21 protein-coding genes and 1 riboswitch are annotated in these 24123 nt (G+C 66.8%); of the genes, 8 read left to right on the top strand and 13 right to left on the bottom strand.

The features are described 5' to 3' along the window. The first annotated feature begins 10 nt into the window (after positions 1 to 10). Positions 11 to 1393: a hypothetical protein gene (locus tag LLH23_13990; protein MCE5239582.1), complete on the top strand. Its 1383-nt coding sequence runs from the start codon at positions 11 to 13 to the stop codon at positions 1391 to 1393. Positions 1394 to 1441: 48 nt separating this feature from the next. Continuing rightward, entirely contained in the window at positions 1442 to 2221 is a 780-nt protein-coding gene (locus LLH23_13985; protein ID MCE5239581.1) for a polysaccharide deacetylase family protein, read from the top strand. 87 nt (positions 2222 to 2308) lie between these two features. Here LLH23_13985 and LLH23_13980 read toward each other — a convergent pair whose 3' ends face one another. From LLH23_13980 to LLH23_13970, 3 genes are read right to left on the bottom strand one after another with little or no spacing between them, the layout of a single operon-like run. Continuing rightward, on the bottom strand, positions 2309 to 3742 hold the full coding sequence (locus tag LLH23_13980; GenBank protein MCE5239580.1) for a sodium:solute symporter family protein: 1434 nt from the start codon (positions 3740 to 3742) through the stop codon (positions 2309 to 2311). A 19-nt stretch (positions 3743 to 3761) separates the two neighbouring features. Next, a complete protein-coding gene (locus LLH23_13975) occupies positions 3762 to 4373 on the bottom strand; it encodes a thiamine diphosphokinase (protein ID MCE5239579.1) in 612 nt (203 codons plus the stop codon). Further along, positions 4370 to 5083, bottom strand: a complete 714-nt coding sequence (locus LLH23_13970; GenBank protein ID MCE5239578.1) for a DUF1559 domain-containing protein — start codon at positions 5081 to 5083, stop codon at positions 4370 to 4372. The genes LLH23_13975 and LLH23_13970 overlap by 4 nt, the downstream gene beginning before the upstream one ends. A 60-nt stretch (positions 5084 to 5143) precedes the next feature. Beyond that, positions 5144 to 5264: riboswitch (TPP riboswitch) on the bottom strand. A gap of 153 nt (positions 5265 to 5417) precedes the next feature. Between LLH23_13970 and LLH23_13965 the strand changes: the two genes are divergently transcribed. The 3 genes from LLH23_13965 to LLH23_13955 all read left to right on the top strand — a co-directional run bounded on the left by LLH23_13965 (position 5418) and on the right by LLH23_13955 (position 8218). Continuing rightward, a complete protein-coding gene (locus tag LLH23_13965; protein MCE5239577.1) occupies positions 5418 to 6356 on the top strand; it encodes an aminotransferase class IV in 939 nt (312 codons plus the stop codon). A gap of 118 nt (positions 6357 to 6474) precedes the next feature. Beyond that, positions 6475 to 7341, top strand: a complete 867-nt coding sequence (locus LLH23_13960; protein MCE5239576.1) for a helix-turn-helix domain-containing protein — start codon at positions 6475 to 6477, stop codon at positions 7339 to 7341. Continuing rightward, positions 7259 to 8218: a hypothetical protein gene (locus LLH23_13955; protein ID MCE5239575.1), complete on the top strand. Its 960-nt coding sequence runs from the start codon at positions 7259 to 7261 to the stop codon at positions 8216 to 8218. Before LLH23_13960 ends, LLH23_13955 begins: the two co-directional genes overlap by 83 nt. 104 nt (positions 8219 to 8322) lie before the next feature. Here the strand turns inward: LLH23_13955 and LLH23_13950 are convergent, their stop codons facing one another. Next, positions 8323 to 9669 (bottom strand): M28 family peptidase, encoded by a 1347-nt coding sequence (locus LLH23_13950; protein ID MCE5239574.1) that lies wholly within the window; start codon positions 9667 to 9669, stop codon positions 8323 to 8325. Between the two features lie 162 nt (positions 9670 to 9831). Between LLH23_13950 and LLH23_13945 the strand changes: the two genes are divergently transcribed. Beyond that, positions 9832 to 10923, top strand: coding sequence for a hypothetical protein (locus LLH23_13945; protein MCE5239573.1), 1092 nt, complete (start codon positions 9832 to 9834; stop codon positions 10921 to 10923). Continuing rightward, complete coding sequence (locus tag LLH23_13940) at positions 10907 to 12010, top strand: hypothetical protein (protein MCE5239572.1); 1104 nt, start codon at positions 10907 to 10909, stop codon at positions 12008 to 12010. Before LLH23_13945 ends, LLH23_13940 begins: the two co-directional genes overlap by 17 nt. 30 nt (positions 12011 to 12040) lie before the next feature. On the opposite strand, the gene LLH23_13935 is transcribed toward LLH23_13940, so the two are convergent. The 9 genes from LLH23_13935 to LLH23_13895 form a co-directional block, all read right to left on the bottom strand. Then, positions 12041 to 12790, bottom strand: a complete 750-nt coding sequence (locus LLH23_13935) for an anaerobic ribonucleoside-triphosphate reductase activating protein (protein ID MCE5239571.1) — start codon at positions 12788 to 12790, stop codon at positions 12041 to 12043. Further along, a complete protein-coding gene (locus LLH23_13930) occupies positions 12780 to 12983 on the bottom strand; it encodes an anaerobic ribonucleoside-triphosphate reductase (protein MCE5239570.1) in 204 nt (67 codons plus the stop codon). The genes LLH23_13935 and LLH23_13930 overlap by 11 nt, the downstream gene beginning before the upstream one ends. 84 nt (positions 12984 to 13067) lie before the next feature. Further along, positions 13068 to 15092, bottom strand: coding sequence for a ribonucleoside triphosphate reductase (locus tag LLH23_13925; GenBank protein MCE5239569.1), 2025 nt, complete (start codon positions 15090 to 15092; stop codon positions 13068 to 13070). Positions 15093 to 15297: 205 nt separating this feature from the next. Further along, the gene (locus LLH23_13920) at positions 15298 to 15555 is read right to left on the bottom strand and encodes a hypothetical protein (protein ID MCE5239568.1); all 258 of its coding nucleotides are present in this window, start codon (positions 15553 to 15555) and stop codon (positions 15298 to 15300) included. Positions 15556 to 15592: 37 nt separating this feature from the next. Further along, positions 15593 to 16651 carry a tetratricopeptide repeat protein gene (locus LLH23_13915; GenBank protein ID MCE5239567.1) on the bottom strand — a complete coding sequence of 353 codons (1059 nt, stop codon included), beginning with the start codon at positions 16649 to 16651 and terminating at the stop codon, positions 15593 to 15595. Next, positions 16636 to 17325, bottom strand: coding sequence for a DUF4190 domain-containing protein (locus LLH23_13910; GenBank protein ID MCE5239566.1), 690 nt, complete (start codon positions 17323 to 17325; stop codon positions 16636 to 16638). The genes LLH23_13915 and LLH23_13910 overlap by 16 nt, the downstream gene beginning before the upstream one ends. 431 nt (positions 17326 to 17756) lie before the next feature. After that, positions 17757 to 20378, bottom strand: coding sequence for a heparinase II/III family protein (locus LLH23_13905; GenBank protein MCE5239565.1), 2622 nt, complete (start codon positions 20376 to 20378; stop codon positions 17757 to 17759). Between the two features lie 88 nt (positions 20379 to 20466). Next, the gene (locus tag LLH23_13900; protein ID MCE5239564.1) at positions 20467 to 21093 is read right to left on the bottom strand and encodes a DUF1559 domain-containing protein; all 627 of its coding nucleotides are present in this window, start codon (positions 21091 to 21093) and stop codon (positions 20467 to 20469) included. Between the two features lie 94 nt (positions 21094 to 21187). Next, entirely contained in the window at positions 21188 to 21811 is a 624-nt protein-coding gene (locus LLH23_13895; GenBank protein ID MCE5239563.1) for a DUF1559 domain-containing protein, read from the bottom strand. 414 nt (positions 21812 to 22225) lie between these two features. Here LLH23_13895 and dnaK point away from each other — a divergent pair, with 414 nt between their 5' ends. Further along, entirely contained in the window at positions 22226 to 24103 is a 1878-nt protein-coding gene (dnaK, locus tag LLH23_13890; GenBank protein MCE5239562.1) for a molecular chaperone DnaK, read from the top strand. The last annotated feature ends 20 nt before the right edge of the window (positions 24104 to 24123 follow it).

Here is a 24123-nt window from a genome sequence, read left to right as displayed (position 1 = left end):
GGCCAGTGCGATGGAGATGATCCTGTCGTTCGACACCGAGGACTTCGTCACCCCGCAGAGCGATGACGCCCTCCTGATGCTGGCAACCGAGCTGACGCGGCACGGCATTCGTGGCTGCTTCGCGCTGGTGGGGGACAAGCTCCGGGGGCTCATCGAGCGGGGACGCCACGACGTGATCGAGGCCCTGCGCGCCCACGAGATTGACTACCACAGCAACGACCACCACTTCTTCCCGCTGCAAGCGCCGCTGCTGGAGGGAAGGCCCTGGGAGGAGGGGCTGCAGTGGGTCCTGGCCCACGAGGCCCGGGGCGTGGACCTCATCGAGCAGACCTTCGGCGTCCGTCCCGTCGCCTACATCAAGGCCGACAGCCACTGGACGCCGCAGACGCTGTGCGCGTATCGGAGCCTGGGCTTGCAGGTCTACTCCTCGCGGCACTTCGTCCCCGGCGACCCGTTGCCGTACCGCTACATGAACCTGCTGTGTCTCCCGTACCTGGGGATGCTGGACAGCTTCATCAAGGAGGAAGGCACGCCGCGCCAGGTGCTCGGGATCGCGTTGGCCGAGATGCAGCACAAGCTGCAGAACGCCGACGGCGCGCCCGTCGTCTACGGCACTCACCCCTGTATGTGGTGCTGCACGACCTTCTATGACGTGTACAACGTCAAACGACGGGGCTTCCCGCCCGCGCGGGAGAAGTGGCGCCCGGCGCCGCTGCTACCCCCAGAGCGCCTGAAGCGCAACCGGCAGTTCTTCCGGCTTCTTCTGGACGAGCTGCTGGCCTCCGGCGTGCAGTTCACGACCTACGGCGAGGTCGCCGCACGGCACGTGCAGCCGCACACCGCCTTCAGTCAGAGGGAGCTTCACGACCTGTGCTGCGCGCTGCTGACACGCTTCGCCGCGTCTCCGACGGCGCGCGGCCTTGTCAGCGCCGCCGAGGCGTTGGCCGTGCTGTGCTACGCCATCGCCCGGCATGAGGCGGGGAAGGTGCCCGACCGCGCCCCGGTGCGGCGCCCCCTCGGCCCGACCGAGACCCCGCGCACGCTGTCGGAGCCCTTCCCGGTGTGCAGTCGGGCGCTGCGGGGCGCGGCGGTGAAGGCGGACCGCTACATCAGCGAGACCGGCCACATTCCCGCGGGTGTGGACGTCGGCGGGCACCACTTCCCGCCGGCCCAGTTGCTCATGGCGCTGGCTGAGGCGTATCTGCGCCTCGGCGCGGGGAAGACGCTCAAGTGCGAGCCCCTGCGGGTGATGCCTGACTGTCCTGAAGACCAGGCCCTGCTCGCCCACGCCCGGATCGGCGCGTGGGCGCTGCCCAAGGACTACCGCCCGGAGCGCCTCCTGGAGCTGGGGCGGCTGCAGAGCTGGACGCTCAAGCCGGCGCCCGCATCCTGAAGCGAGCGTGCGACACCGATGCTGTGCCTCACCGGCGATGTCCATCACATGTCCCTGTGCACCAAGGAGAGCAAGTACATGCCCGCCGGCATGACGGAGGTGCAGGTGGCGCAGCGCTACGTGCAGCTTCTGGAGAAGCACGGCGTGAAGGCCACGCTCTATGTGACGGGGATGTGCTATGTGACCGAGGGGCGCGACCTGGCGACGGTCGTGCGGTCGGCGCAGGTGGAAGTCGGCGGGCACTCCTTCTGGGCGCGGCAGCCGCGCAAGCTGTTCGACTGGTACGGCCGCCGCACGGGCAACTGGAACGGTCCGCGCTGGTTCCAGGCGTGGGACATCCGCCGCAACATCGCAGTCTGCCGCCGCATGACCGGTGTGGTCCCCGTCTCGTGGCGCGCCCACAGCTACAAGGTGGATCGGAACACGTACCCGCTGCTGGCTCAGTACGGGGTCCGGTGCGTGTCGGACGCCATCGAGAGGGACACGCTGCTGCCGCAGCGCCTGGAGACGGGCCTCATCTCACACCCGCTGAACGTCATCCCCGACCACGACCATCTGTACCATGCGCACCGCACGCCGGAGTTCGTCGAAGCAGCCAACCAGCGGGGCTATGGCGCTGACGACTTCGGTGCGGTGTCATACACGATCGAAAAGTGGGGAGAGCTGGTCGCGGCGCAGGTGGAGGCCATCGAGGCGCAGGGCGGGGTGGCGACGGTCCTGGCACACCCGATCTGCATGTACATTGCGGATGAGATGAAGACCTTCGAGCGTCTGCTGGAGCGCTGGCGAGGGAAGCGGATGGTCTGGGCGAAGGAGTTGGCGGGATAGGGCAGAGGGCGTGGGCTGCCGGTTCGCGGGGCCCCGTCCGCCCCCGCCCTGCGGGCTACGGCGGACACCCCGCGACTCTACTTCGCCCTATTCTGCCTTATCCTCTCCATCCTTGCCGTCATCCTCTGCATCCTCTCCCCGTCGTCCCCTCCGTGCCACCGCAAACCCCACCACCGATACCGCCAGACCCGCATACATGGGCTCCAGCCCCAGCGGGTACTGCGGCATGTCCTCGACGATGTGCGTCTGCCCCCAGATGAGCCACACCAGCGAGACGCCGAACGCCGCGGCCATCAGCCACGCCGCCGCGCCACGTCGCACACGCAGAGCCGGCCAGTAGCCTGACAAGAGGGGCAGCAGCAGGCCGGGGATGAAGGTGGTCCCGACGAAGAACCACAGCTTCACGACGGACGGCACTCCCAGCGCGAGCGCCAGGGCGATGGCCGTCGTGAGGCCGAGCCCGATGGCGGTGCGCAGGCCGATGCGGTCATCGGGATCGCCGCCCTCGAGCCGCCAGGCGAAGTCGCGAGTGAACGTAACGCCACACAGGAACAGGTAGCTGACCAATGTGGACATCACGGTAGCGAGCATCGCGACATAGAAGAGGCCCTTCACACCCGCCGGCAGGAGACGTTCGGCCAGGAGCGGGTACGACATGACCGGCTCGATGTCCGGCAGGGCCGCGCGGGCATACAGGCCGGCCGTCGTGGTCATGAAGTCAAAGGCCACCCAGAACAGCACGCTGACGAGGATGCCGCGGGTGGCTACGCGCGGAGTGCGCGCGGCGTAGCAGCGCTGATGGAAGCCCGGGTCCACCAGCGTCCACATGGCGATGAAGAACCATGCGATGATGTACTGGGTGCTGTTGCCCCCGTGCCAGGTCAGGTGCGTGGCGGGCAGGTGGGTCTTCAGGAAGTCGAAGCCGCCGAAGGTCCACACACAGTAGGGGAGGATCACGGCGAAGCCGACGAACATCAGCACGAACTGCACGATGTTCACGCGGACATCGGAGCGGAAGCCGCCGACGTAGACATAGACCGTCGAGAAGACCACCCCGACCAGCAGCGCCGGCAGGAGCGACCAGCCGAAGATGAGCTGCAGGAGCGTCCCGAGCATCAGCACATACGGTGCGGGGGTCGTCAGGCAGTAGACGAAGGCCGCGGCGAGCACCGCCGCCGGCTTGCCATATGCCTCGTGGATCTTGTCGGGGATGGTGTAGAGCTCCGCCTGGCGGATACGCGGCGCCAGCAGGAGCGCGAACACGATCGCGAACACATAGTAAGGCACGCCGAACAGGAGCCAGGCGCATATGCCGCTGTTGTAGGCAAACTCCCCGACGCCGAGGATGCCGCCGTACCAGGTGGCGACCAGCGTGGCCACGAACGCCGGCAGCGTCAGCGTCCGCCCGGCCAGGAAGTAGTCGTCGGCGGTCTTGCCGCGCCGCAGCCAGGCAAACCCCGCCAGCATGACAGCAACGAAGTACCCGACGATGATCGCGTAGTCTGCAGTCTGGAAAGTCATGTGAGGCACGGGCACGGTCCTATCGCGCGGCAGGGGTAATGACAGCGACGAGACCGCTGTGCACATCCACGACGATCTCTTCGGCCACAGCCTCGTTGCTCAGGCCGCGGGTCCCCATCTCCAGCGGGCCGTGCAGCGGCCAGCGCAGGCCCTCGGTGTCGAGCGTCACGTCCGGCGTCAGCGCCACCAGGGATAGGGCTTCCCCGGGCGTGGCGACCCGCGCGTAGCGGTCGTGGATCACGAACAGCTCGCTCCAGTCGTCCGCCAGGACGACCTGCACACGGTCGTGATAGCGAGCCACAACCCAGACGTTGGCGAGCGTATGGTCGAGCCGCTGCCCCGTCGCTCCGAGCAGCACGATGCGCTCCGCCCCTCCCTCCAGCGTCAGGAGCAGGGCCTTCTCGGCGTCGGAGTTCTCCTGCATCCCGTGGGGACCGCAGTCCACGACCTCGCAGTCGGAGAGGGGCTCGCCCGAGTCCATGTCGCCGATGACAACGTCCGGGCGACAGCCCATCTGCACCGCCCACTCGAGCGCCCCGTCGGTACAGATGACAACGTCCGTCTGCGCCAACTGACGGGCGAGTAGCCCCGCCGATGGTCGCTCACCATTGCACAGGATGAGCGCCCTCATGGCTCGACACTCGGGTTCACGGTGATGCCTCCGGTCGTCTCGGTGTCGGACGACACATTGAGCTTGTACCACTTGGCGTGGCCATCAGCGAAGACGAGGTTGTCGCCACCGTTGTGGCGCCCCTTGAGGGTGCCAGGGCCCAGATCATAGGCCCAGTCGGGGCTGTCAAGGGTGTTGAAGCGCCCACCCCAGCCGGCGGCGAGCCAGTCGGAACTGTCGTCCCAGAGCATGGCGCACTGCGCCGGGGCCTTCACATCGGACAGGCTGCAGGTGACGCAGTAGGTGTGGTAGCTGCTGGGGTCGTACCAGCCGGGGATATCCATGCCCATCCAGTAGTTCCAGCAGTAGCTCTGGGCGATGGCCCGGCAGCCGGTGAAGTCCACGTTCGGCGCGCGGCCATCGGACGGGCACTTGTAGAGCTGCTGGTTCTTGATGTACGGCTGCAGGCGGTTGGGCCACGTCATCGGGATCTGTAGGGCCGATCCCGCGCCCGAAGACACGTCCTGGTAGCTCATGGGGTACATCTCGTCGTAGTCCTGCGCGTACATCATGACGCTGGTGCCGATCTGCTTGAGGTTGCTCAGACAGGACGACTGCCGGGCCTTCTCCCGGGCCTTCGCGAAGACCGGGAAGAGGATCGCGGCCAGGATCGCGATGATCGCGATCACCACCAGCAACTCGATCAGCGTGAAACCATTCCTCCGTGACATGTCAGTCACCCTTTCGGGCCTCAGAAAGCAAAGCGGCGCAACGGATGCCGTTGCGCCGAAAGAGCACGTCTTTCGCTTCCCTACGCCGGTATTATCCGTATCAGGTTCAGGGTTGGGCCCGAGGCCCTCTCAGCCGCTGTGTGGAGCGAGGCTCCGTCCAGCAGCACCCCTAGCGTGTTCGGTTGTGCCCTTAGCGTAGCGCGTTCGCCGCGGCAGGTCAAGGCGATTCTATGGGGAACGGGTTGTCACCGTCGGTGACCGCTCGTACACCGAACGGCAGCCGTTGTGGGAGCGGCCACCGACCGCGACCACAGACCGAGAGGACCTGGCGACCATGGGCGCGACCAACCTCATCTATCTCAACGGCGAGCTTGTCCCCGAGGCCGAAGCGAAGGTCTCGATCTTCGACATCGGATTCATGTATAGCGCGGTCTTCATGGAGGCCCTGCGCACCTTCCGGCACGAGCTGTTCCGCCTCGAGGATCACCTGGACCGGCTCGAATGCTCGATGCGGTATTGCGGCCTGCCGCCGCTGGTCAGCCGGGAGGAGATGGCGCAGGCGATCCGGACCGTCGTCGAGGCCAACATCGCTGCCATACCGGAGGACGACGACTGCTGGATCTGCGCGCAGGTCACGCCCGGCCAGGGCTTCCCACACCCGATGATGAAGGGCCACCACAGCCCGCCCACCGTCATGGCGTATGTGAGCTACCTGCCCTACGACGAGTACTGCGACTGCTACGACGCAGGCAAGCCGGCGATCGTGGCGACCACGCGCAACGTGCCCCCCGCCGTCGTGGACCCGCGCGGCAAGACCCGCTACCGTCTGCACTACTTCATGGCCAAGCTCGAGGCCCAGACGCGCGATTCTCATGCCTTCGCGCTACTGTTGGACACCGATGGCTTTGTTACCGAGGGCACCGGCGCCAACTTCTTCATCGCCCGCGACGGAGTGCTCTACACCCCCACAACGCGCAACGTCCTCGAAGGCATCAGCCGCCGCGTCGTCATCGAGTTGGCGCAGGAGCAGGGGATCCCCGTCGTCGAGCGGGACCTGACGCTCTACGACGTCTACAGCGCTGACGAGGCCTTCTGGACGACCTCCTCGTACTGCATGTTGCCCTGCAGCCGCGTCAACCACATGGCGTTCGAGCAGACGCCCGGCCCGCTGTTCACGCAGCTCATCGCGGCGTGGAGCAACGCGGTCGGCGTAGACATCATCGGTCAGGCGCGGAAGTACCGCAGCCGCGAGAGCAACGTCTGGCGGGCCTGACCGGCGCTGAGCCGCTCCTCGACACGTCCCCGCTCCAACCCGTGCGGCATCACCGCTTGACAGGGCGTGCTTGTGTATGTATCATTACTGCTGATATATTCTTCAGCATAGATGAAGTATGCCAAGCGATAGCCTCGTCCAATCGGTCCTGCGCAGCCTCGATATCCTGGAGATGGTCGCCCGCAGCGAGAGCGGGCTGACACTCCAGGACATCTCTGGTGCGCTGGGTCTGGCCTCGCCGACGGCCCATAACCTGGCGCGGACGCTCGTGGCGCGGGGGTATCTGCAGAAGACGCCGCGGCCCGTTCGCTACCGTCTCGGGGCCGCGTGCTTCGACCTCGTCCAGGCCCAGGCACGTCGGGAGTTGCTCCGCCAGGCCAGCCAAGAGGTGGGGGCGCTGGGCCGGCTGTTCCCGCGGGCCAGCGTCATCCTCGCCGAGGCCATCGGGGCAGAGGTAGTCGTCGTCGTCCGCACCGCCCCCGACCGCGCCGGCGTCATCCAGCATCCCCATCATCCGCCGCTGCTACCCTACAGCGCTGCCGTGAGCCTGGCGTACCAGGCGTTCTGTACGCCAGGAGAGCGCGAGGCCTTCCGGGCCCACCACGCCTTCGAGGAGTTCGGAGCCCACTACTGGGGCACCTCGGAGGCGCTGGATGCCTTCCTGGCTGAGGCCCGGCGGCTGGGGTACGTCCACTTGCCGGTGGGGGCGGCCGCCGAGACACTGCGCGCCGGCGCCCCGGTGTTCAGCCCGCCGGGGGTGCTGGCGGGCATGGTTGGCCTGTCCATGAGCGCCACGGAGGCTGCGGCCGCCGTGGCGGATGAGGTTCTGCGAGAGCTTACCGCCGCTGCTGCCCGCATCGGCAGTGGCGTGACGTCAACACTGACACAAGGAGCACAGCAGCATGCTGACGGCGGAGGCAGTGAAGACACAGGCGAAGATGCTGGGCGCCGATCTCGTGGGCATCGCCTCGATGGACCGGTTTGAGGGAGCGCCCAAGCAGCAGGACCCCCGCTACATCTTCCCCGACGCGCAGGCCGCAGTCGTGTTGGCCTTCCGGCTGCCGCGGGGATACTTCCGAGGCATCGAGGAGGGCACGTACTTCGCCGCGTATGCCTCCATGGGGTACGGGGGTCTGAACCTGGTCTATATGCCGGTGGTCCTGCGCGAGCTGTGCTGCTTCATCGAGGATCACGGCTACGAGGCTGCGCCGATCCCCAACCACTATCCGGGCACGTCCGTCCGCTTCCACACGCAGGCTTTCGACCCGGACTTCAGCCGTCCGGTGTCGCCCGACAAGCCCCATCCGGATGTCCTGGTGGACTACCGCGTCGCCGCCTACGCCGCCGGCATGGGCGAGTTCGGCTGGAGCAAGATCTTCCTGACCCCGGAGTTCGGCCCCCGCCAGCGCTTCGTGGCACTGCTCACCGATGCGCCGCTTCAGCCCGACCCCATCTTCGAGGGCGGCCTGTGTGACGGCTGCAAGCAGTGCGTGGCGGAGTGCTCCGCCCAGGCGATCTCAGCCACGGAGTCGGACAGGATCGTGATCGCCGGTCACACGGTGGAGTTCGGCAGGCTGGACATCACGAGGTGCTCGATCGGGTACTGCGGCGGGAAGGCCGAGTACAACCCATTCATGCGGCCAGGGGCGAAGGAGGAGGACTACTGCCGGGAGTACTGCGGGGGCAGCAAGCTCCGCGAGGTGTGTGGCTATCCGACGGTATACACCAACAACCCCGCCCTCGAGGGTGCGCGCGGCTGCATCCGCGCGTGCATGGTGCACCTGGAGGAGACCGGGGTCCTCAAGAACCAGTTTGTGAACCGCTTCCGCACCCGCCCGGCCTGGCGCATGGAACCGGTCTGAGGCCCCAGAGGGCAGTAGCGCGGGCAGGTCCGCCCGCGCGAAGTGATGTAGGGCAGGCGAGGCCGCCTGCCCTACTGTCTTGGTGGGGTCTGTGGAGCCAGTTGCTACCGGATGTCCTCCCGCCAGGGCTTGCCCACCGGCCGCATCAGGCCCGGCTGCTGCCAGTCGCAGATGCAGTCATACAGGTCGCGGCGGTGCCTGGCGATGATACGCTGCTGGGCGGCGGGAATGGCGCTCGGGAAAGGCAGGTCGGGGCGCTGTGCCAGGGCGATGACCATGTCGGCGGCGGCCTGCGTTGTCTCCGCCAACTGGTCGAAGTTGATGACGCCTATCTGGTCATACTCGGAGTGATGGTAGAAGCGGCTGCCGGGGAAGTTGATGCGGTGGAACCAGACGCTCGGCACGCCCAGCATGTTGAACGCGAAGTGGTCGGAGAAGGGCGACACGTCGCCGGTCACCTCGGCCACGTAGCGCCGCCGGCGGTAGTACTCCGAGACGAACTTGCGCACGGCGCGGTCGCCGGTGCAGTGCGCCTGGTTGTTCCCCAGCCACGACCCCAGCGAGTCGAAGTTGAACATGAAGGCTGTGTTGGCGGCGTCGTTGGCCGGGTGGATCACATAGTTGCGCGCCCCCTCGGACAGGTTCTCCTCCCAGCCGAAAGAGACGAACTGGATCGGCCGCAGCGGCTCGCGGTCGCGCATGAGCCGCGCAATCTCCAGCACCGCCACCACGCCGGTGCCGTCGTCCTCGGCGCCGACACCCAGCGCCACCGAGTCGTGATGCCCGCCCAGCACGAGCGGCGGCAGCGACCGCTTGCCCGGCAGGGAGGCCACGACGTTCTGTGAGTGCGACCGGAAGTTGTCCATCTGGAGGCTCAGCCGCACGCGCTTGACGCCCTGTCGGACAAGGTCCCATGCGTGCATGTAGGGGATGGTGGCGGTCGGGATCGTCAGCAGATCAATCCAGCCGGCGATCAGCCCGCTGGCCAGGCGCCAGCAGAACGGAAAGCGGTCATCCACATACAACAGCGCCGCCAGGCCCGAGTTGCACAGGCGCTCCATGCGCTCCACTGACGCGTACGCCGACCCGAACAGCAGCCCCACCTTCCCCCGCAGGTCCTTGCCCTCGGTGTCCTCAACCTGCGCCGTCTCCAGGTAGACCAGTTCGGTGTCCAACTCCCCTTCGGTCGAGGGCGACTGCGTGTTGGCCTGGATAGGCACGTCCTGCCAGCGGCCGTCCAGTTGCGCCGCGAAGTCGGCCTGTTTGCAGGTCCACGTGATGCAGGGGAACTCCTGGATCTCGGTCTTCAGGCCGAGCTTGCGGTACTGGCCGGCGATGTACTCGGCCCCCTTGGCCTCGGCCTTGGTACCGGCCAGACGAGTGCCGATGCGCTCGCACAGGTGCTGGAGGTGTTTGTGCATGTTGGCGGCGGAGATGACATTGGCAGACATGAAGGAAACTCCTGTGACAATAGGGCGTCTTTGAGTGCGGCAGGAGGCGCTTCGACGTCGCAAGCAGCGGCACCTGCGACTCGCACGCGCGGACCCGGTTGACCGTGCCGCCCGTTGGCCGTACTATGTGCGCAGACACATTGACCCACGACGAAGCGAGCGATGCGGATGGTCAGGCTGGAGCCGGTTCTGCTGCAGATTCCCTGCGACGCCGCGAGCGTCGGCAGCCTCCTCCTGGTGCGCGTCATCTCCGACGATGACGTGGCCTACGGTGAGGCCGAGCTGGCCGATACCGATGTCTTGGTCGCCGCCGTGGACTTCTTCGGCGATGCTGTCACCCACACCGACCCCCTCGACTTCGGCCTCACCTGGCAGCGACTGATCGCCCTGTTGAACGAGTACCAGCCCGACCCGCTCGGAGACTACATGGCCGTGCTGGGAGCGGTCGATGTGGCGCTGTGGGACCTTGCCGGGCGGAAGCTCGGGGTGCCCTGCCACCGACTGGCCGGCGGACTGCGCACGCGACGCCTGGACTGCTACGCGGGGGGGCTGCGCGTCGGGCAGGACGACCTGCCGGCGACGGCCAAGGCCCTGGCGGCGCAGTTCGGCGCGGTCGAACTGGCGCTGTCGGGCGACGCCGCACAGGATGTCCCCGCCATCCACCGGGTCCGGCGGGCCGTCGGTGAGTCCACGCCGCTCATGGCCGATGCCGGCGGGGGATATGGCGATCTCGCTGCTGCTCGCCAGGTGGGGGAGGCCATCGAGCAGGTCGAGGGCTTCTGGTATGAGAGCCCGCTCCCGGCCGGGCGCTGGGAAGATCACGCAGACCTACGCCGGACCCTCGGCACGGGACTGGCCGGGGGGCGCGGGCTGGTGACGCTGGCTGACCACGCGCAGGCCCTGGAGGCGGAGGCGCTGGACATCCTGGTTGCTGATGTGCGCCGCTGTGGCGGGCTGTCGGGGGCCCGGCGACTGGCGGACCTGGCGCAGCGGCACGGCGTGCGCATGACGCTGCACAACGGCCCCTCGCCGCTGGCACAGGCGGCGGCGGCGCACCTGGCGGCGGCCTACTGGCATGTGGGCCCGCTGCAGGTCGAGCCGATGCGCTCCCCGCTGGCCGAGTTGCTCACGCCCCCGCTGGATTTCGCCCGTGGCTTCGTGGGGGTGCCTGACGGCCCCGGGCTGGGGTGCCGGGTGCAGGAGACGATTGTGGCGCAATACGCGATGGAGGCGCCGGATGAGCGCCCTGCGTGAGCGCATCGCGGCGGCGCGGAGCACCCTCGCGCGACTCACGCACGAGGTATGCGGCGCGTGCCGTCAGAACTGCTGCCACCAGGGCACCATGATGGGCAGCCAGGGCCTGCGGCGGGTCTACAAGGGCCTGCTCATGGACCCGGACTTCGGGGGGCGGCTACGCGAGGGCCTGCGCCTGCGGCGCGAGGAGATTGCCGCCGACCTGCAGGTGGCCGGCAAGGTCGCCCAACTGCTGTCCGAGGCCAACCTGGCGGATGAGGACCGCGCCCGCCTGCCCGAGTTGCAGCAACGCCTCACCGACCTCCACATGTTCGTGCAGTACATGGGCGGCGACTTCCCCCTGACCTGCGAGGGCATGAGCCGCCTGCTGCTATACAGCGCTGTGCGGTCAAACCTGCTGCGCTGCATGCGGCAGTTCCCCGGGGGCGAGGCGGCCCTGACGACCCTGTCGCAGGGCCGTGCGAGCTTCCGCTTCCGCGGGCGCAAGATGGCCCCCCCGCGGTGCATCTTCCACCACGAGGCGTGCCTCGCCGAGGACTGGAAGCCCGTCAAGTGCGCGAACTTCTTCTGCGCCAGCGAGCCGAATCTGCTGGCCCGGGCGCGCGATGAGATGAGCTTCGACGACTTTGTGCTGGCCAACGTCCGCCCGTGCAGTACCGACTACGTCCGCCGCCTGCTGCGGCTGGAGAACGATCTGGGGCCGGAGTACTGGGAGCCCAAGATCATCATCGGGCCCGAGGACCTGGCGGAGCTTTTCCAAGAGGAGATTGTCGGGCTACTACGGTCCCGGCGCCAGGTGCAGGTGAGGCGCGACTCCGGTCGGTTCATGTACGCGACCAACGAGATTCTCGCGACGATCGAGTCCCTGCCTGAGCAGCAGAACCTGATCCATACGTGTCAGGGCATAGACGGCGCCGCGCTGTACGAGCTGGCGGCGGCACTGGAGCGGGCGCGAGGCGCGGAGTGGCACGGCGGCCTGGTGCTTCTGGCGCGGGAGTTGATTGAGCACAGCTTCATGCCGCACCCGTTGTGGCAGGACGAGATGATCAGTCAGCCGCTCGGCGGCCTGGAGATCTACCTGGTGTAGGGGGCGGAGGTCGGGGGGTGGGGGAGGGGGCTAACTGCGCACGCCGAAACGCTCGAACATCCCCGCCAGCTTCGCCAGCAAGGACTCCGGCAGCGCCCGGCTCGGTGTCAGGGCCAGCGGCATGTCGCCCGTCCCCTCCCAGCGGTAACGCTGGATGAAGTAACTGGTCGCCCCCCGCCACGCCAGGTCCTCCGCCACGTCGAGCACTTCGTCGTCACTCAGCAAGTCCGAGTGGTAGGTCGTGCGGAACTCGTAGGCGACGCCCGAGCGGATGATGGCGCTGACACTCTCCTGGGCCTTGCGCCCGCTGCCGCGTCGCCGCGTGATCTCATGGTAGCGGCTGAACGGCCCCTTCACGTCCATGGCTACGTAGTCGAGTAGTCCCCACTCGAGTAACTCGCCAAGCAGCTTCGGATTGCCACCATTGGTGTGCAGGGCGATCTGATAGCCGAGGGCGCCCGCCGCGGCGATGGCGTCAGGCAGGGCGGCCTGGGCCGTCGGCTCGCCGCCGCTGAAGACGACGCCATCCACCAACCCGACGCGATCGTGGAGCAGGTCCATGACCTCTTCCCAGGGGACCAGCGTGCCATTGGGGGGGACGAGAGAGGTGTTGTGGCAATAGCGGCAGCGCCAGGGACAGCCTTGGGCGAACACGACGGCGGCCAGACGCCCTTCCCACTCCACGGTGGTCAGGGGGATCAGGCCACCGACGCGGAACGCTGCTGCCTTGCTCGCCTCTCCGGCGGGGAGAGGGGACGCGGGGGGAGGCTCACACTCCAAGCTTCATCTGTCCCGTCGGTTCGATCATCGCCGCCGGGGGCTCGCGGAACGTGAGTCGCTCGGCCTGCTCGCTCTGCTTGCCGGCATTCCAGGCCGAGACGGGCCGGTAATAGCCCATCACGCGGCTCCAGACTTCGCAGCGCGTGCGCTCCTTGTCGTCCAGCTCGATCAGGTGGGGTTCTTCCTTGGGCATGTTCTCGCCTCGTGTCAGGACTGTTTCTGCGGTGTAGGGTGCGGTTCCTGCTGCGATCCCGGGACTAGACGCCCTTTGCTCCTGCTATCCGGATGCGGTCTTCTCCGTCATCTTCTTCGACAGCAACTCCTCATCGCACTGCGGGCAGAACTCGTACGACCCGGCGATGTAGCCATGGCGCGGGCAGATCGAGAAGGTCGGCGTGATCGTGAGATACGGGATGCGGAACTTCTCCAGGCACCGCCGCACCAGGTTCTTGCAGGCCGTCGGGCTGCTGATCTCCTCGGCCATGTACAGGTGGAACACCGTCCCGCCGGTATACAGGCCCTGCAACTCCTCCTGGTGGGCGAGCGCCTTGAACGGGTCATCGGTATGGCCGACGGGGAGCTGCGTGGAGTTGGTGTAGTACGGCGCGTTGTCCGGCCCCGCCTGGATGATGTCAGGGAAGCGCTTGCGGTCTTCGCGGGCGAAGCGGTAGGTCGCCCCCTCGGCCGGCGTCGCCTCCATGTTATACAGGTGCCCGGTCTCTTGCTGGAACTCCACCATGCGCTCGCGGACGTGCACGAGCAGGTCGCGGGCGAAGGCGTATCCGGCCTCGGTCGTGATGTCCTCCGCGCCGTCGGTGAAGTTCAGGATCGCTTCGTTGACCCCGTTGATCCCGATGGTGGAGAAGTGGTTGCGCAGTGTCCCCAGGTAGCGCGCCGTATAGGGCAGGAGGTGGTTGCCAATGCAGCGCTCCACCGTCTTGCGCTTGATCTCCAGGCTATCCCGTGCCAGGCACAGCAGGATGTCCAGCCGGCGGTAGAAGGCGTCCTTGTCACCCTTCGCCAGGTAGCCCAGCCGCGCACAGTTGATGGTGACGACGCCGAGCGAACCGGTCTGCTCCGCCGACCCGAACAGACCGTTGCCGCGCTTGAGCAGTTCCCGGAGGTCCAGTTGCAGCCGGCAGCACATCGAGCGGACCATGTGGGGCGAGAGGTCAGAGTTGATGAAGTTCTGGAAGTAGGGCGTGCCGTACCGCGCGGTCATGGCGAACAGCGGGGTGGTGTTCGGATGGTCCCAGTCGAAGTCGCGGGTGATGTTGTAGGTCGGGATGGGGAAGGTGAAGACCCGCCCGCGCCGGTCGCCGGCGGTCATGACCTCAATGAACGCCCGGTTGATGAGCGACATCTCCTCGCTCAGCTCACCGTACGTGAAGTCCATGTACTCGCCGCCGATGATCGGCTGCGTGTCGCGCAAATCGTCCGGGCACGTCCAGTCCAGCGTCACGTTCGTGAAGGGCGTCTGCGTGCCCCAGCGCGATGGGACGTTGAGGTTGTAGATGAACTCCTGGATGCTCTGGACGACTTCGTCGTAGCGCAGGTTGTCCTTGCGCACGAACGGCGCCAGGTAGGTGTCGAAGGAGCTGAACGCCTGCGCGCCGGCCCACTCATTCTGCAGAGTGCCCAGGAAGTTGACCATCTGCCCCACAGCGCTGGACAGGTGCTTCGGTGGCCCGGCCTCCACCTTGCCCTGCACGCCGTTGAACCCCTCGACCAGCAGCTGCTTGAGCGACCAGCCGGCGCAGTAGCCGGCCAGCATGTCGAGGTCATGGATGTGGAAGTCCCCGGCGCGGTGGGCCTCCCCGATCTCGCGCGGGTAGACCTCAGACAGCCAGTAGTTGGCAGTCACCTTCCCGGCGACGTTGAGGATCAGCCCGCCCAGCGAGTACCCCTGATTGGCGTTGGCATGCACGCGCCAGTCGGCCTGCTCCAGATACTCGTTGACCGAGGACACGGCGTCCACCATGGCCCGCTTGTCCTCGCGCACGCGCCGCCGCTGTTCGCGGTAGACGATGTACGCGCGGGCAGTGGCGAGGTAGTCGGCCTCGATGAGGACCTGTTCGACAATGTCCTGGATGTCCTCGACAGAGGGCTCGCTCGTCCAGACGCGGTGCAGGATGACCTTCAGAATCTTGTGGGTGAGCTTCTCGGCCGTTTGCTCGTTGAACTCGCCGGTGGCCTTCCCGGCCTTGATGATGGCGTTCCTGATGCGGAGGGCATCAAAGGGGGCGCGGCTACCATCTCGCTTGACGATTTCACGACCGGCCAGGGCTGCAGGGAGGTTCATCGAAAAGGCTCCTCGAGAGGCCGTCAAGCTCCCAATCCGCTGGGGGTGCGGGTACATTAGCCCTCCCCGGTCGCAGAGTCAAGGGGAATCCTCCTTGGTCCAGCGAAGTCCATGTTTCCGTCCGGAAGTATGTACAAAGCAGGTCGTTAGGGGCCCAAACGGCCACACAAATGGCCGGTGGACGGAGCGGGGAATGGGGGGCGCGCTACCCGGGCTGTTGCGGTGGTTGTGAGAGCCGTCTGCGGACCACCAGACCGACGACCACGCCGCCGACGATGGTCCCGAGAGGGCCGAAGAACACGACGGGGATCGCGCCCTGGTCCATATGGCGGAAGGGTGTGCCGCTGGGTAGCATGAAGATGAGATAGAAGAGCCCCAGATACCCGAACACACCGACGAGAAAGCCCACCACCGCCCCCACCAGGCCCCCAATGAAGCAACCGAAGCCGTGGCTCATCGCCATCACTCGCCTCCGGCGTCCGCGAGAGGAGGTGTGCGCGCTACTTCGCCCTCTGCAGTTCCCGCAGCGCGATGGGGTCGTTAGGGTCCAGCTTCAGGATGTCCCGCCACACCTGCCTCGCGTTGTCGGCCTGCCCAAGATCACGGTAGGCGTGCCCCAGGGCGCGGCGCGGGACGGCCGGGCTGCCGAGGTCCGCGGCGCGCTGCAGGTACTTCACGGCCACGAGCTTCTGGCCGTGCCGCCAGTAGTACTCGCCCAGCGACTGGTGCGCGACCCAGCTCCTCGGGTTGGTGCCGATGCACTGTCGGTAAGTGCTGATCGCCTCCGCGTGCCGCCCCATGCTCCACTGCAGCCACGCGATGTTGGTGTACAGATCCACGTACTCCGGGTCGAAGTAGATGGCTGTCCACTGCGCGCGGATGCACTGCTCGTAGTCGCCCTTGTGCCACCACAGGTCGCACTCGCGCACGAAGGCGCCGCTGACTGCATCCCACACCCGGTAGGCCGGCAGCTTCTCATCAGGCGCGCCGGAGCGCGTGTTGTTGCAGCGGAAGCGGGGGCGGGTTGCCAACGCCCGGTCCAGAGTCTGCAGCAGGAAGCCGGACAGATAGGGGCGGCTGTCACGCAGGGCCTGGCGTGACCGGTTGCTGTCCAGCCGCCACAGTCCATACAGGGCATAGAAGCGGAGCCATGCGGGCCCCTCGCGCAGAGCCACCGCGCTGCCCGGCAGGCCGTCTGCCCGATAGAGCAGCGCCAGTGATACGGCCGCCTGCATGCGGACGGCGCGGTCGAGATCGTGCAGACACGCCCGCACTGGCGTGATGCCCTCTGGCAGGCCGAGCACGCCGAGTGTGAACAGCGCGCGGCAGCGCAGCTCAGATGGGTTCCGTGTCGCCCGGATGGCAGCGGGGAGGTACTGCGCCTGGCCCTCGAGCAGGCGGAACGGCGCCCAGTCCGCGTCGCGCGGCAGCAGTTGCGTCGCACCGGCAGCATGTTCGTCCCCGGCGTGCGCGGCGGGACCGGGCTCCCTGGTCCAGGCCACGGTGGCCGCGAGCATCGCCAGACAGCAAGGAAGCAGGCACCTCATGCGAAGGGACATGGCAGACTCCACAGCCAACTCGTGGCTTCGGGGGTGGGGGTACCGGCGGCGAACAGGCCGATGAGAACGAGCAGCAGCGTCGGGACGTAGATCACCAGGCCGACGACCCCGATGACTATCCCGGCGATCCCCAGGGGCGAAGCCCCACGCTTCCTCGCCTTCACGCCGAGCACGATGGCGATGATGCTGGGGATGATGGGAGGGCAGCAGACGAAGCCGAGCAGGGCCAGCACGAGCGACCAGATGCCGAGGGCCTGGGCGGCGGGGTCCAGGGGCGGGGCAGGCACGGCTGTCGGCGTCACAGGTGGAGGTGTGGCTGCGGCAGGGAGCGCGGATGGGGCAGCTACCGGGATCGGCGCAGGCGGCGCAGGCTCGGCCGTGACAGGCTCCTCGGCGACCTCCGGCGGTAGCTCCCTACCACACCGCCAGCATCGCCGCTCGGTCGCGTATAGAACCTCGCCGCAACCCTCGCAGCGCCGCTTCCCTTCAGGGACGGGCTCCTCGGCGGCCGGCGGGACGGTGGGGGCCGCCGGAGAAGCCGACACCTGGGGTACGGGCTCGTCAGCCGGCGTCGTCTCTGCCTCCGTCAGCGCGGCTCCGCAGTACACGCACTGCGTCAGGCCGGGCGTCGCCGGCTGCTCCCGGCTGCACTTGCTGCAGGTCAGTTGTGCCACGGCTCACCTCACGCTCGCTGGCCCACGATTGGTCACTCAGAGTGCTTCGCTTCGCGCCGTCTTATCTCCTGCCGGCCCGACCCTCGCAGCGAGGTTTCGGGCGCAACGCAGGTGGGTAGAATCGAGACGAACAGAGAGAGTGTAGCGCCCTGACAATCCATGCCGTAGGTCTCTGAGACCGGGTCGCACAACCGGGCTCCGAGAGGAAGGAGTGCTACAGCATAGCACCAACACATCCTCAGGCCGGACTCGCCCCGCTCGTTAGTCGGTGAACACTGGGATAGGCCGTCACGACCCCCAACGGAGAGCATCTCCAACCCCCACCGGCAAGAGCTAGACAGTCAGGGCGAGTTCCGGCTTTCTTGGGATAGGCTATTGCCAGAAGGCCCGCCACCATGGCGGGCCTCGTCGGTTCTGGCGGCGACCGTGCCCTACAGGTCCGCCTCCGCCGTGCCCGCCTTGTCCTGCGCTATGACCCGCCGGCTTTGATACTCCAGGACCGTGCCGCCCACGACGAACCCCCGCACGACCTTGCCACCCACGAAGGCCACAACAGCCGCTTCGCCGTCGCTCTTGATCCCCGCCACCTCGCGCATCTTGCCGGCCTCGCCAAACGACACCAGGAAGCGGTCCTGACCGGTGGTGAGGTCGAGCACTTCATCCGCCAGACGCTTCACCTGCGGCTCGATCGTCTTGACCACCGGCAAGTCTGTGCTCAGGCGCACGTGGTCGAACGAGCCCTTGCCAGGGGCGAAGAACTCCAGGGCAAGGCTGGCCTCCTCGGTGCCTTCGGGGACCTTGGCCGTCAGCGTGTGCTCCGTCCAGACCGTGTCCGCAAAGGGGCCGACACGCTTGTTGGCAAAGGCCTTGCCCCCGCGCCAGAAGTACAGGGTCATCGTGGCGCCCTGGCCCTGGGGCAGGGGAGTGGTGCGCACCTGCACCGTCGCGGTCACGGCGGTCCCTGCGGGCAACCCGAACCTGTCGGAGTAGTAGTAGCCGCTCTTCTCGATACTGGCGCACTGCTTGCCCTCGGCGACACCCTCGGTCTCGATCCTGTGGTTCGGGAGGTCCTCATTCGCCCGGGGAGCCCAGCCCGCCATGCCCTTCTCGAAGCCGCCATTGCGCAGGTAGTTCTCGCTCTGCCACGGCCGGGGAATGAGCACGGTCACGAAGCCCGCGGTCGCCGTAGGCTCAGTCTCCACCCGCAGGAAGGAGCCGTAGCCTTCGGCGCCCGGGTAGGTCTCGACGTGCGCCTGGGTCGGGGTGGGGGAGACCGTCTGTGCCCACACCTGGGCGTTGCCCCGGGTCACGAGGAAGTGATCCCCTGCCGGCTCGATGTCCCCGTTGCCGTCGCAATGGAGCAGGAAGCTGAAGCGGTGCGGCAGCGGCGCGGCCAGTTGGTCGCGGATGACGAACGCGTCGGGCTTCAGGTAGATGATGCTACGGTCGAACCGGCTCAGCACTTTCGGCTCGCCCTTGCTGTAGGTGTCGCCGGCTCGGCCCTTGACGAAGTCGAAGTGCTGGCCGCCGAAGAAGTCCACGATCTGTCCTCCGGCCAGGCAGACCTGCTCATGCCCGGGAGCGGGAACGGTCTGATCGTGGAAGTATGCGTCATCCGCGTCGAGGACTACCGTGCAGTGGCCCAGGCTCCCGAGGCTGAACTTCCGCCGGGCCGGGGCGTAGAAGTCGTGGTAGCCGCGGTCAGGGATGATCCACTGCCCGCCATAGCTGATGACGAAAGCGTTGTGGTCGTAGTGGTTGTGGCCGATGCTGTTGGTCGTCGGGCCGGACTTGAAGAACAGGCTCGGGGCCTGGGCATTGAAGCTGTCGCGCAAGGAGGCATAGCCGATGTCCAGGCAGGCCACCGACGGGTTCCAGGTCGGCTGCACCGGCTTGAGCTTGCTTGCGTCGAAGCGGATGAAGTCGTAGATCTTCTCGGGCTTCACCGCGCCGATGGTCTGCAGGTACCAGGCGGCGTCAGTGCTGCCGCGTTGGGCGAGGATGCTCATGAGCCGGGGGACGGCGATGCCGGGGCTGCCATCGGAGAAGCACGGGATCTGTCTCGTGTCCGGCGCCAGCATCCCCACGCAGTACTTGTCCATCGTCTTGAGGTACGGGTGATCGAACAGATCGTGCTGGACCTGCGCCGAGATGAGGCCATCGAAGAACAGTGCGAAGGAGTCCATCAGGTAAGTGCCGTACATCGGCCCCTCGAACATCCCGCCATCCTTGCCGCCGTGGTCCAGCGACACCCGCGTCTTGTCCAGGCAGGCCTGCAGGAACTCGCCCCCCCGCGGCTCCTCCGGGCGGATGGCCAGCGCCGCCAGACCCGCCCCGGCGGTGATGACCGCGTAGCCGTTTGTGTCCGAAGGGTAGTGGTCCACGTAGCCCAGCGCGGGGATGATACCCTTGTTGACGATGGCCTCGCGCAGGAGTGTCCGTTCCGCTTCCGTCAGCCGGTCGTAGCACCAGTCATAGAACAGCCCGGTGGCGTACATGCAGTGGCCGGTGTCCAGGCACGCCTTGATGCGCCCGGCTCCGTAGCTGGGGTCAGTCCATTGGTCCCAGTGGGCCAGGTGCAGGGCAATCTCCTTGGCCTTCTCGAAGTACTCCGGGGCGCCGGTGACCAGATACGCAAAGCTGAAGGCGACCAGGCGGGTGGTGATGCTCCCCTCGTTCTCCTGGAACATCGCTGTCCACGGCGGATAGTTGGGGCTCTTGTCGTGCTTCGGCGGGGTCTGGTCCGAAAGTGTGTACTCGAAGGTATCCAGCGTCACACGATTCTCGCCGGGGCAGTTCACCTTGTAGCTGTACGTCGGCGCCGCGGCAAGCCGGTCGGCCCGGGCCTTCAGCTCCGCCCAGATGGCGGCCGTCTCGAACCCAAAAGCGTTCGGGGTCGCGTCTGCGGCCTTGGCCCGCAGCAACGCCAGCGTTCCGGCGTTGACGAGAGCGCAGGGGTGGGACTTGAGGCCGGTCATGTTGGCCGCCTCCTGTGCGAGGGCGGGCCCACAGACCACAGCCAGTACGAGCCCGGCCCAGACATGGCGCGTCATATGTTGCCTCCAGCGGGCCGACGTGAGTCAGTGAGCCGCCAGCGCACTGGCGGCCCACTGCTGTCCGACCGTGATCGGTGCTGCGGCCTTAGTTGAAGTCAAACCGCAGCTTCTGGTAGATGCCGTTGTGCGCCATCCACTTGGCGTGGCCGTCGTAGAAGCCGACATTGCACCCTTCGTTGTGACGACTGGAGATCACGTCGCCCCAGTAGACGTTGTTGCCCGCGTTGTAGAACGTTCCGAATGAGTAAGACTCGTCATTGGTGCCGTCTCCCGGGCCCCCGCGGGTGTCCGCGAACATGCCGGTCTCCGCGGGGTGCTGCATCGTCGCCAGCGAGGGGCCGCCCGACGAGTAGTTCAGCGTACCGGCATTGCGGTTGATGCCATAGCCGATGGGCAAGTTGGAGGTCTGCGCCATGTTGGTGGGGTTGTGGGATGGGCACTTCAGGACCTGGGTGTTCTTGACGTACGGCTCCACGAGATGGTACCAGCGGTAACCGCCGCCGCTGTCCAGTTGCGAGTACGGCAGCGTACGCTCGTCATAGTCCTGGGCGTAGGTGAAGGCCGCGATGGCCAACTGCTTGACGTTACTCAGACAACTGCTCTGGCGCGCCTTCTCCCGTGCCTTGGCGAAGACGGGGAACAGGATCGCAGCCAGGATGGCGATGATGGCGATGACGACCAACAGCTCGATGAGTGTGAAGCCACGTCGCATTTGCCAGACCTCCGTAGTGTGTGTTCACGACTCACGACAACCCGCCCGCAGTTAGCACTGCGAGCGGCGGATCGGGCGCGCAAAGCCCCCCCGCCTACATGGGCCAGCCGGTATAGATGCCTTGGCGGCCGACGATGGCGCCGCGGCTCATCCACTTGGCATGACCGTCTATGAACCCCAGGTTGGCCCCGTCGTTGTGCCGCGGGGAGACACCTTCGGCGACGTCCACGTAGGGGGTCCAGGTGCCCTGAAACTCGTAGCCTCGCCAGCCAGAGGCCGCGTCGCCGCTCATCGTGTCGGCGAACTGTACGCCTTGCGCGGGATACTGGACGTCACCCAGCGCGCGGGCGCCATTGTCGATCGAGAAGACCCAGTTCTCACCGACGGACAACCAGCCCCGGTTGGCGTCGGCGTACCAGGTAATGCGGTGAGTGGAGCAACTGGGGCAGGCAAAGACCTGCTCGTTCTTGACGTACGGATAGATGAGTGACGTCCAGATCGGGTTGCCCGTCGCGCGGGTGAGCGCGGGCAGGATCTTCTCGTCGTAGTCCTGGCAGTACTGCGCAGCGCCGAGCACGATCTGCTTGACGTTGCTCAGACAGCTTGACTGCCGGGCCTTCTCGCGGGCCTTGGCGAAGACGGGAAAGAGGATGGCTGCCAAGATCGCGATGATGGCGATGACGACCAGAAGCTCAATGAGTGTGAAGCCACGCCTCATGCACACACCCTCCCTTGAGGTCAGAGTTGTGATACATCTTCGCCTCCCGCATCCGTTCTCCTCCCCAGTGTAGGTGGTAGTTCCGACATTGTCAGCGCCGGAGGCGCGGCCCACCACCGACGACACGGGTGGAGGACATGATAAGGACGCATCGGTCGCGGGGCCCCGCCCCTACGGGGTATCCCACGATTCCGCCGGGGGCAGGGAGCTGACGCTGGTACCTGGGTTGAGTCGGCCTTCCGGGCTCCGACGGCGACGGTGCAGTCTCCTGATAAAGAGCATTGACAGCAATGCACTCAAGTGCTATGCTGGACACAAGTAAAGTGCCGCAGGGCCGTCCCGGTCCCTGCGGATCTGGGGCCGCACACGTCTCCGACGAGGCGGCCACTTGCATATTGAGGGTGAGGATCTGTTATGGCTAAGGCTATTGGCATTGACCTGGGCACCACCAACTCCTGCGTCGCGGTCGTCGAGGCAGGCGACACCACCGTCATCATCAACCCGGAGGGTGGCCGCACGACCCCGTCGGTGGTGCACTTCTCCAAGACCGGCGAGCGGCTCGTGGGCCAGCAGGCCAAGCGGCAAGCGGTGCTCAACCCGGAGCGCACGGTGAGTTCCATCAAGCGCAAGATGGGCACCCGTGACGCCACGACCATTGACGGCAAGGACTACTCGCCCGAGCAGATCTCGGCCATGATCCTCAGCAAGCTCAAGGACGACGCCGAAGCTTACCTGGGCGAGAAGATCACGCAGGCCGTCATCACCGTGCCCGCATACTTCAATGATACGCAGCGCACGGCGACCAAGCAAGCGGGCGAGATCGCCGGCCTGGAAGTCCTGCGCATCATCAACGAGCCGACCGCGGCCGCCCTGGCGTATGGCCAGCAGGAGCGCGACAAGCAGCAGAAGGAAGCCACCATCCTGGTCTACGACCTCGGCGGCGGCACCTTCGATGTCTCCATCCTGGATGTCGAGATCGGCAAGGGCGACGAGCGGGACTTCTACGAAGTCCTGGCAACCCATGGCGACACCCATCTGGGTGGCGACGACTTCGACCAGCGCGTTATGGACTACCTGGCCGAGGAGTTCAAGAAAGAGACCGGCATTGACCTGCGCAAGGACCGCCAGGCCCTCCAGCGGCTCAAGGACGCCGCTGAGCGCGCCAAGATCGAGCTGTCCAGCACCGTGCAGACCAGCATCAGCCTGCCCTTCATCACCAACGTCGAGGGCGAGGGCCCCAAGCATCTGGAGATGACGCTGACCCGCGCCAAGCTCGAGGAGCTGATCGGCGACCTGATCGAGCGGACCGCGGAGCATGTGGAGATCACCATCCGCGAGGCCGGCATCACCAAGGAGAAGATTGACGAGGTGCTGCTGGTCGGCGGCTCCACCCGCATCCCGGCGGTGCAGGAACTGGTCAAGAAGCTCACCGGCAGAGAGCCCAAGAAGGGCATCAACCCCGACGAAGTCGTGGCCGTCGGCGCCGCCATCCAGGCCGCCGTCCTGACCGGCAAGGGCCAGGACATGGTGCTGGTGGATGTCACGCCGCTGACGCTGGGCGTGGAGACCCTGGGCGACGTGTTCGATATCGTGATCCCGCGCAACACCAGCGTGCCGACCCGCCAGACGCGGACCTACAGCACCGCGTCGGACATGCAGACCACCGTCGAGGTGCACGTGCTCCAGGGCGAGCGGTCGCGGGCCAGCCAGAACAAGTCGCTCGGCAAGTTCCACCTGACCGGCATCCCGCCGGCCCCGCGGGGCATCCCGCAGATCGAGGTCACCTTCGATCTGGACAGCAACGGCATCCTGAACGTCGCCGCCAAGGACAAGGCGACCAGCTCGGAGCAGAAGATCACGATCACCGGCTCGGGCGCCCTGTCCGACGACGAAGTCAGCAGCATGGTGGACCAGGCCGAGAGCCACAAGGCCGAGGACGAGAAGTTCCGCGAGCTGGCCGAGGCCCGCAACATGGCCGACCAGATGGCCTACCAGCTTGAGAAGACGCTCAAGGACCTCGGTGACAAGGTGCCGTCGGCGGAAGCCGAGAGCATCAAGGCCAAGATCGAGGCCATCCGCGAGGCGGCCAAGGGCGAGGATGCCGGGGCCATTCGCGCGGCCATAGATGACGCCCAACAGGCCTTCGCCGCCGTGTCGCAGCGGATGTACGAGCAGGCCGGCCCGGCCCCCGACGCCCAGCAGGCCGAGGGCACGACCGGCGGCCCGGCCAGTGGCCCGAGCCAGCATGGCGACGTGATTGACGCCGAGTTCGAGGCCGAGGACGAGAAGTAGGAAGGCAACGGCGGGAACGG

It is taken from the genome of bacterium (assembly GCA_021372615.1).
Taxonomy (GTDB): domain Bacteria; phylum Armatimonadota; class Zipacnadia; order Zipacnadales; family UBA11051; genus JAJFUB01.
This window is presented reverse-complemented; position numbering and strand designations above follow the sequence as displayed.

What these genes read in the sequence shown, in the direction of transcription:
- LLH23_13990 (MCE5239582.1), top strand. Translation starts at nt 11, where the DNA reads ATGGAGATGATCCTGTCGTTCGACACCGAGGACTTCGTCACCCCGCAG.
- LLH23_13985 (MCE5239581.1), top strand. Translation starts at nt 1,442, where the DNA reads ATGTCCCTGTGCACCAAGGAGAGCAAGTACATGCCCGCCGGCATGACG.
- LLH23_13980 (MCE5239580.1), bottom strand. Translation starts at nt 3,742, where the DNA reads ATGACTTTCCAGACTGCAGACTACGCGATCATCGTCGGGTACTTCGTT.
- LLH23_13975 (MCE5239579.1), bottom strand. Translation starts at nt 4,373, where the DNA reads ATGAGGGCGCTCATCCTGTGCAATGGTGAGCGACCATCGGCGGGGCTA.
- LLH23_13970 (MCE5239578.1), bottom strand. Translation starts at nt 5,083, where the DNA reads ATGTCACGGAGGAATGGTTTCACGCTGATCGAGTTGCTGGTGGTGATC.
- LLH23_13965 (MCE5239577.1), top strand. Translation starts at nt 5,418, where the DNA reads ATGGGCGCGACCAACCTCATCTATCTCAACGGCGAGCTTGTCCCCGAG.
- LLH23_13960 (MCE5239576.1), top strand. Translation starts at nt 6,475, where the DNA reads ATGCCAAGCGATAGCCTCGTCCAATCGGTCCTGCGCAGCCTCGATATC.
- LLH23_13955 (MCE5239575.1), top strand. Translation starts at nt 7,259, where the DNA reads ATGCTGACGGCGGAGGCAGTGAAGACACAGGCGAAGATGCTGGGCGCC.
- LLH23_13950 (MCE5239574.1), bottom strand. Translation starts at nt 9,669, where the DNA reads ATGTCTGCCAATGTCATCTCCGCCGCCAACATGCACAAACACCTCCAG.
- LLH23_13945 (MCE5239573.1), top strand. Translation starts at nt 9,832, where the DNA reads ATGCGGATGGTCAGGCTGGAGCCGGTTCTGCTGCAGATTCCCTGCGAC.
- LLH23_13940 (MCE5239572.1), top strand. Translation starts at nt 10,907, where the DNA reads ATGAGCGCCCTGCGTGAGCGCATCGCGGCGGCGCGGAGCACCCTCGCG.
- LLH23_13930 (MCE5239570.1), bottom strand. Translation starts at nt 12,983, where the DNA reads ATGCCCAAGGAAGAACCCCACCTGATCGAGCTGGACGACAAGGAGCGC.
- LLH23_13925 (MCE5239569.1), bottom strand. Translation starts at nt 15,092, where the DNA reads ATGAACCTCCCTGCAGCCCTGGCCGGTCGTGAAATCGTCAAGCGAGAT.
- LLH23_13920 (MCE5239568.1), bottom strand. Translation starts at nt 15,555, where the DNA reads ATGGCGATGAGCCACGGCTTCGGTTGCTTCATTGGGGGCCTGGTGGGG.
- LLH23_13915 (MCE5239567.1), bottom strand. Translation starts at nt 16,651, where the DNA reads ATGTCCCTTCGCATGAGGTGCCTGCTTCCTTGCTGTCTGGCGATGCTC.
- LLH23_13905 (MCE5239565.1), bottom strand. Translation starts at nt 20,378, where the DNA reads ATGACGCGCCATGTCTGGGCCGGGCTCGTACTGGCTGTGGTCTGTGGG.
- LLH23_13900 (MCE5239564.1), bottom strand. Translation starts at nt 21,093, where the DNA reads ATGCGACGTGGCTTCACACTCATCGAGCTGTTGGTCGTCATCGCCATC.
- LLH23_13895 (MCE5239563.1), bottom strand. Translation starts at nt 21,811, where the DNA reads ATGAGGCGTGGCTTCACACTCATTGAGCTTCTGGTCGTCATCGCCATC.
- dnaK (MCE5239562.1), top strand. Translation starts at nt 22,226, where the DNA reads ATGGCTAAGGCTATTGGCATTGACCTGGGCACCACCAACTCCTGCGTC.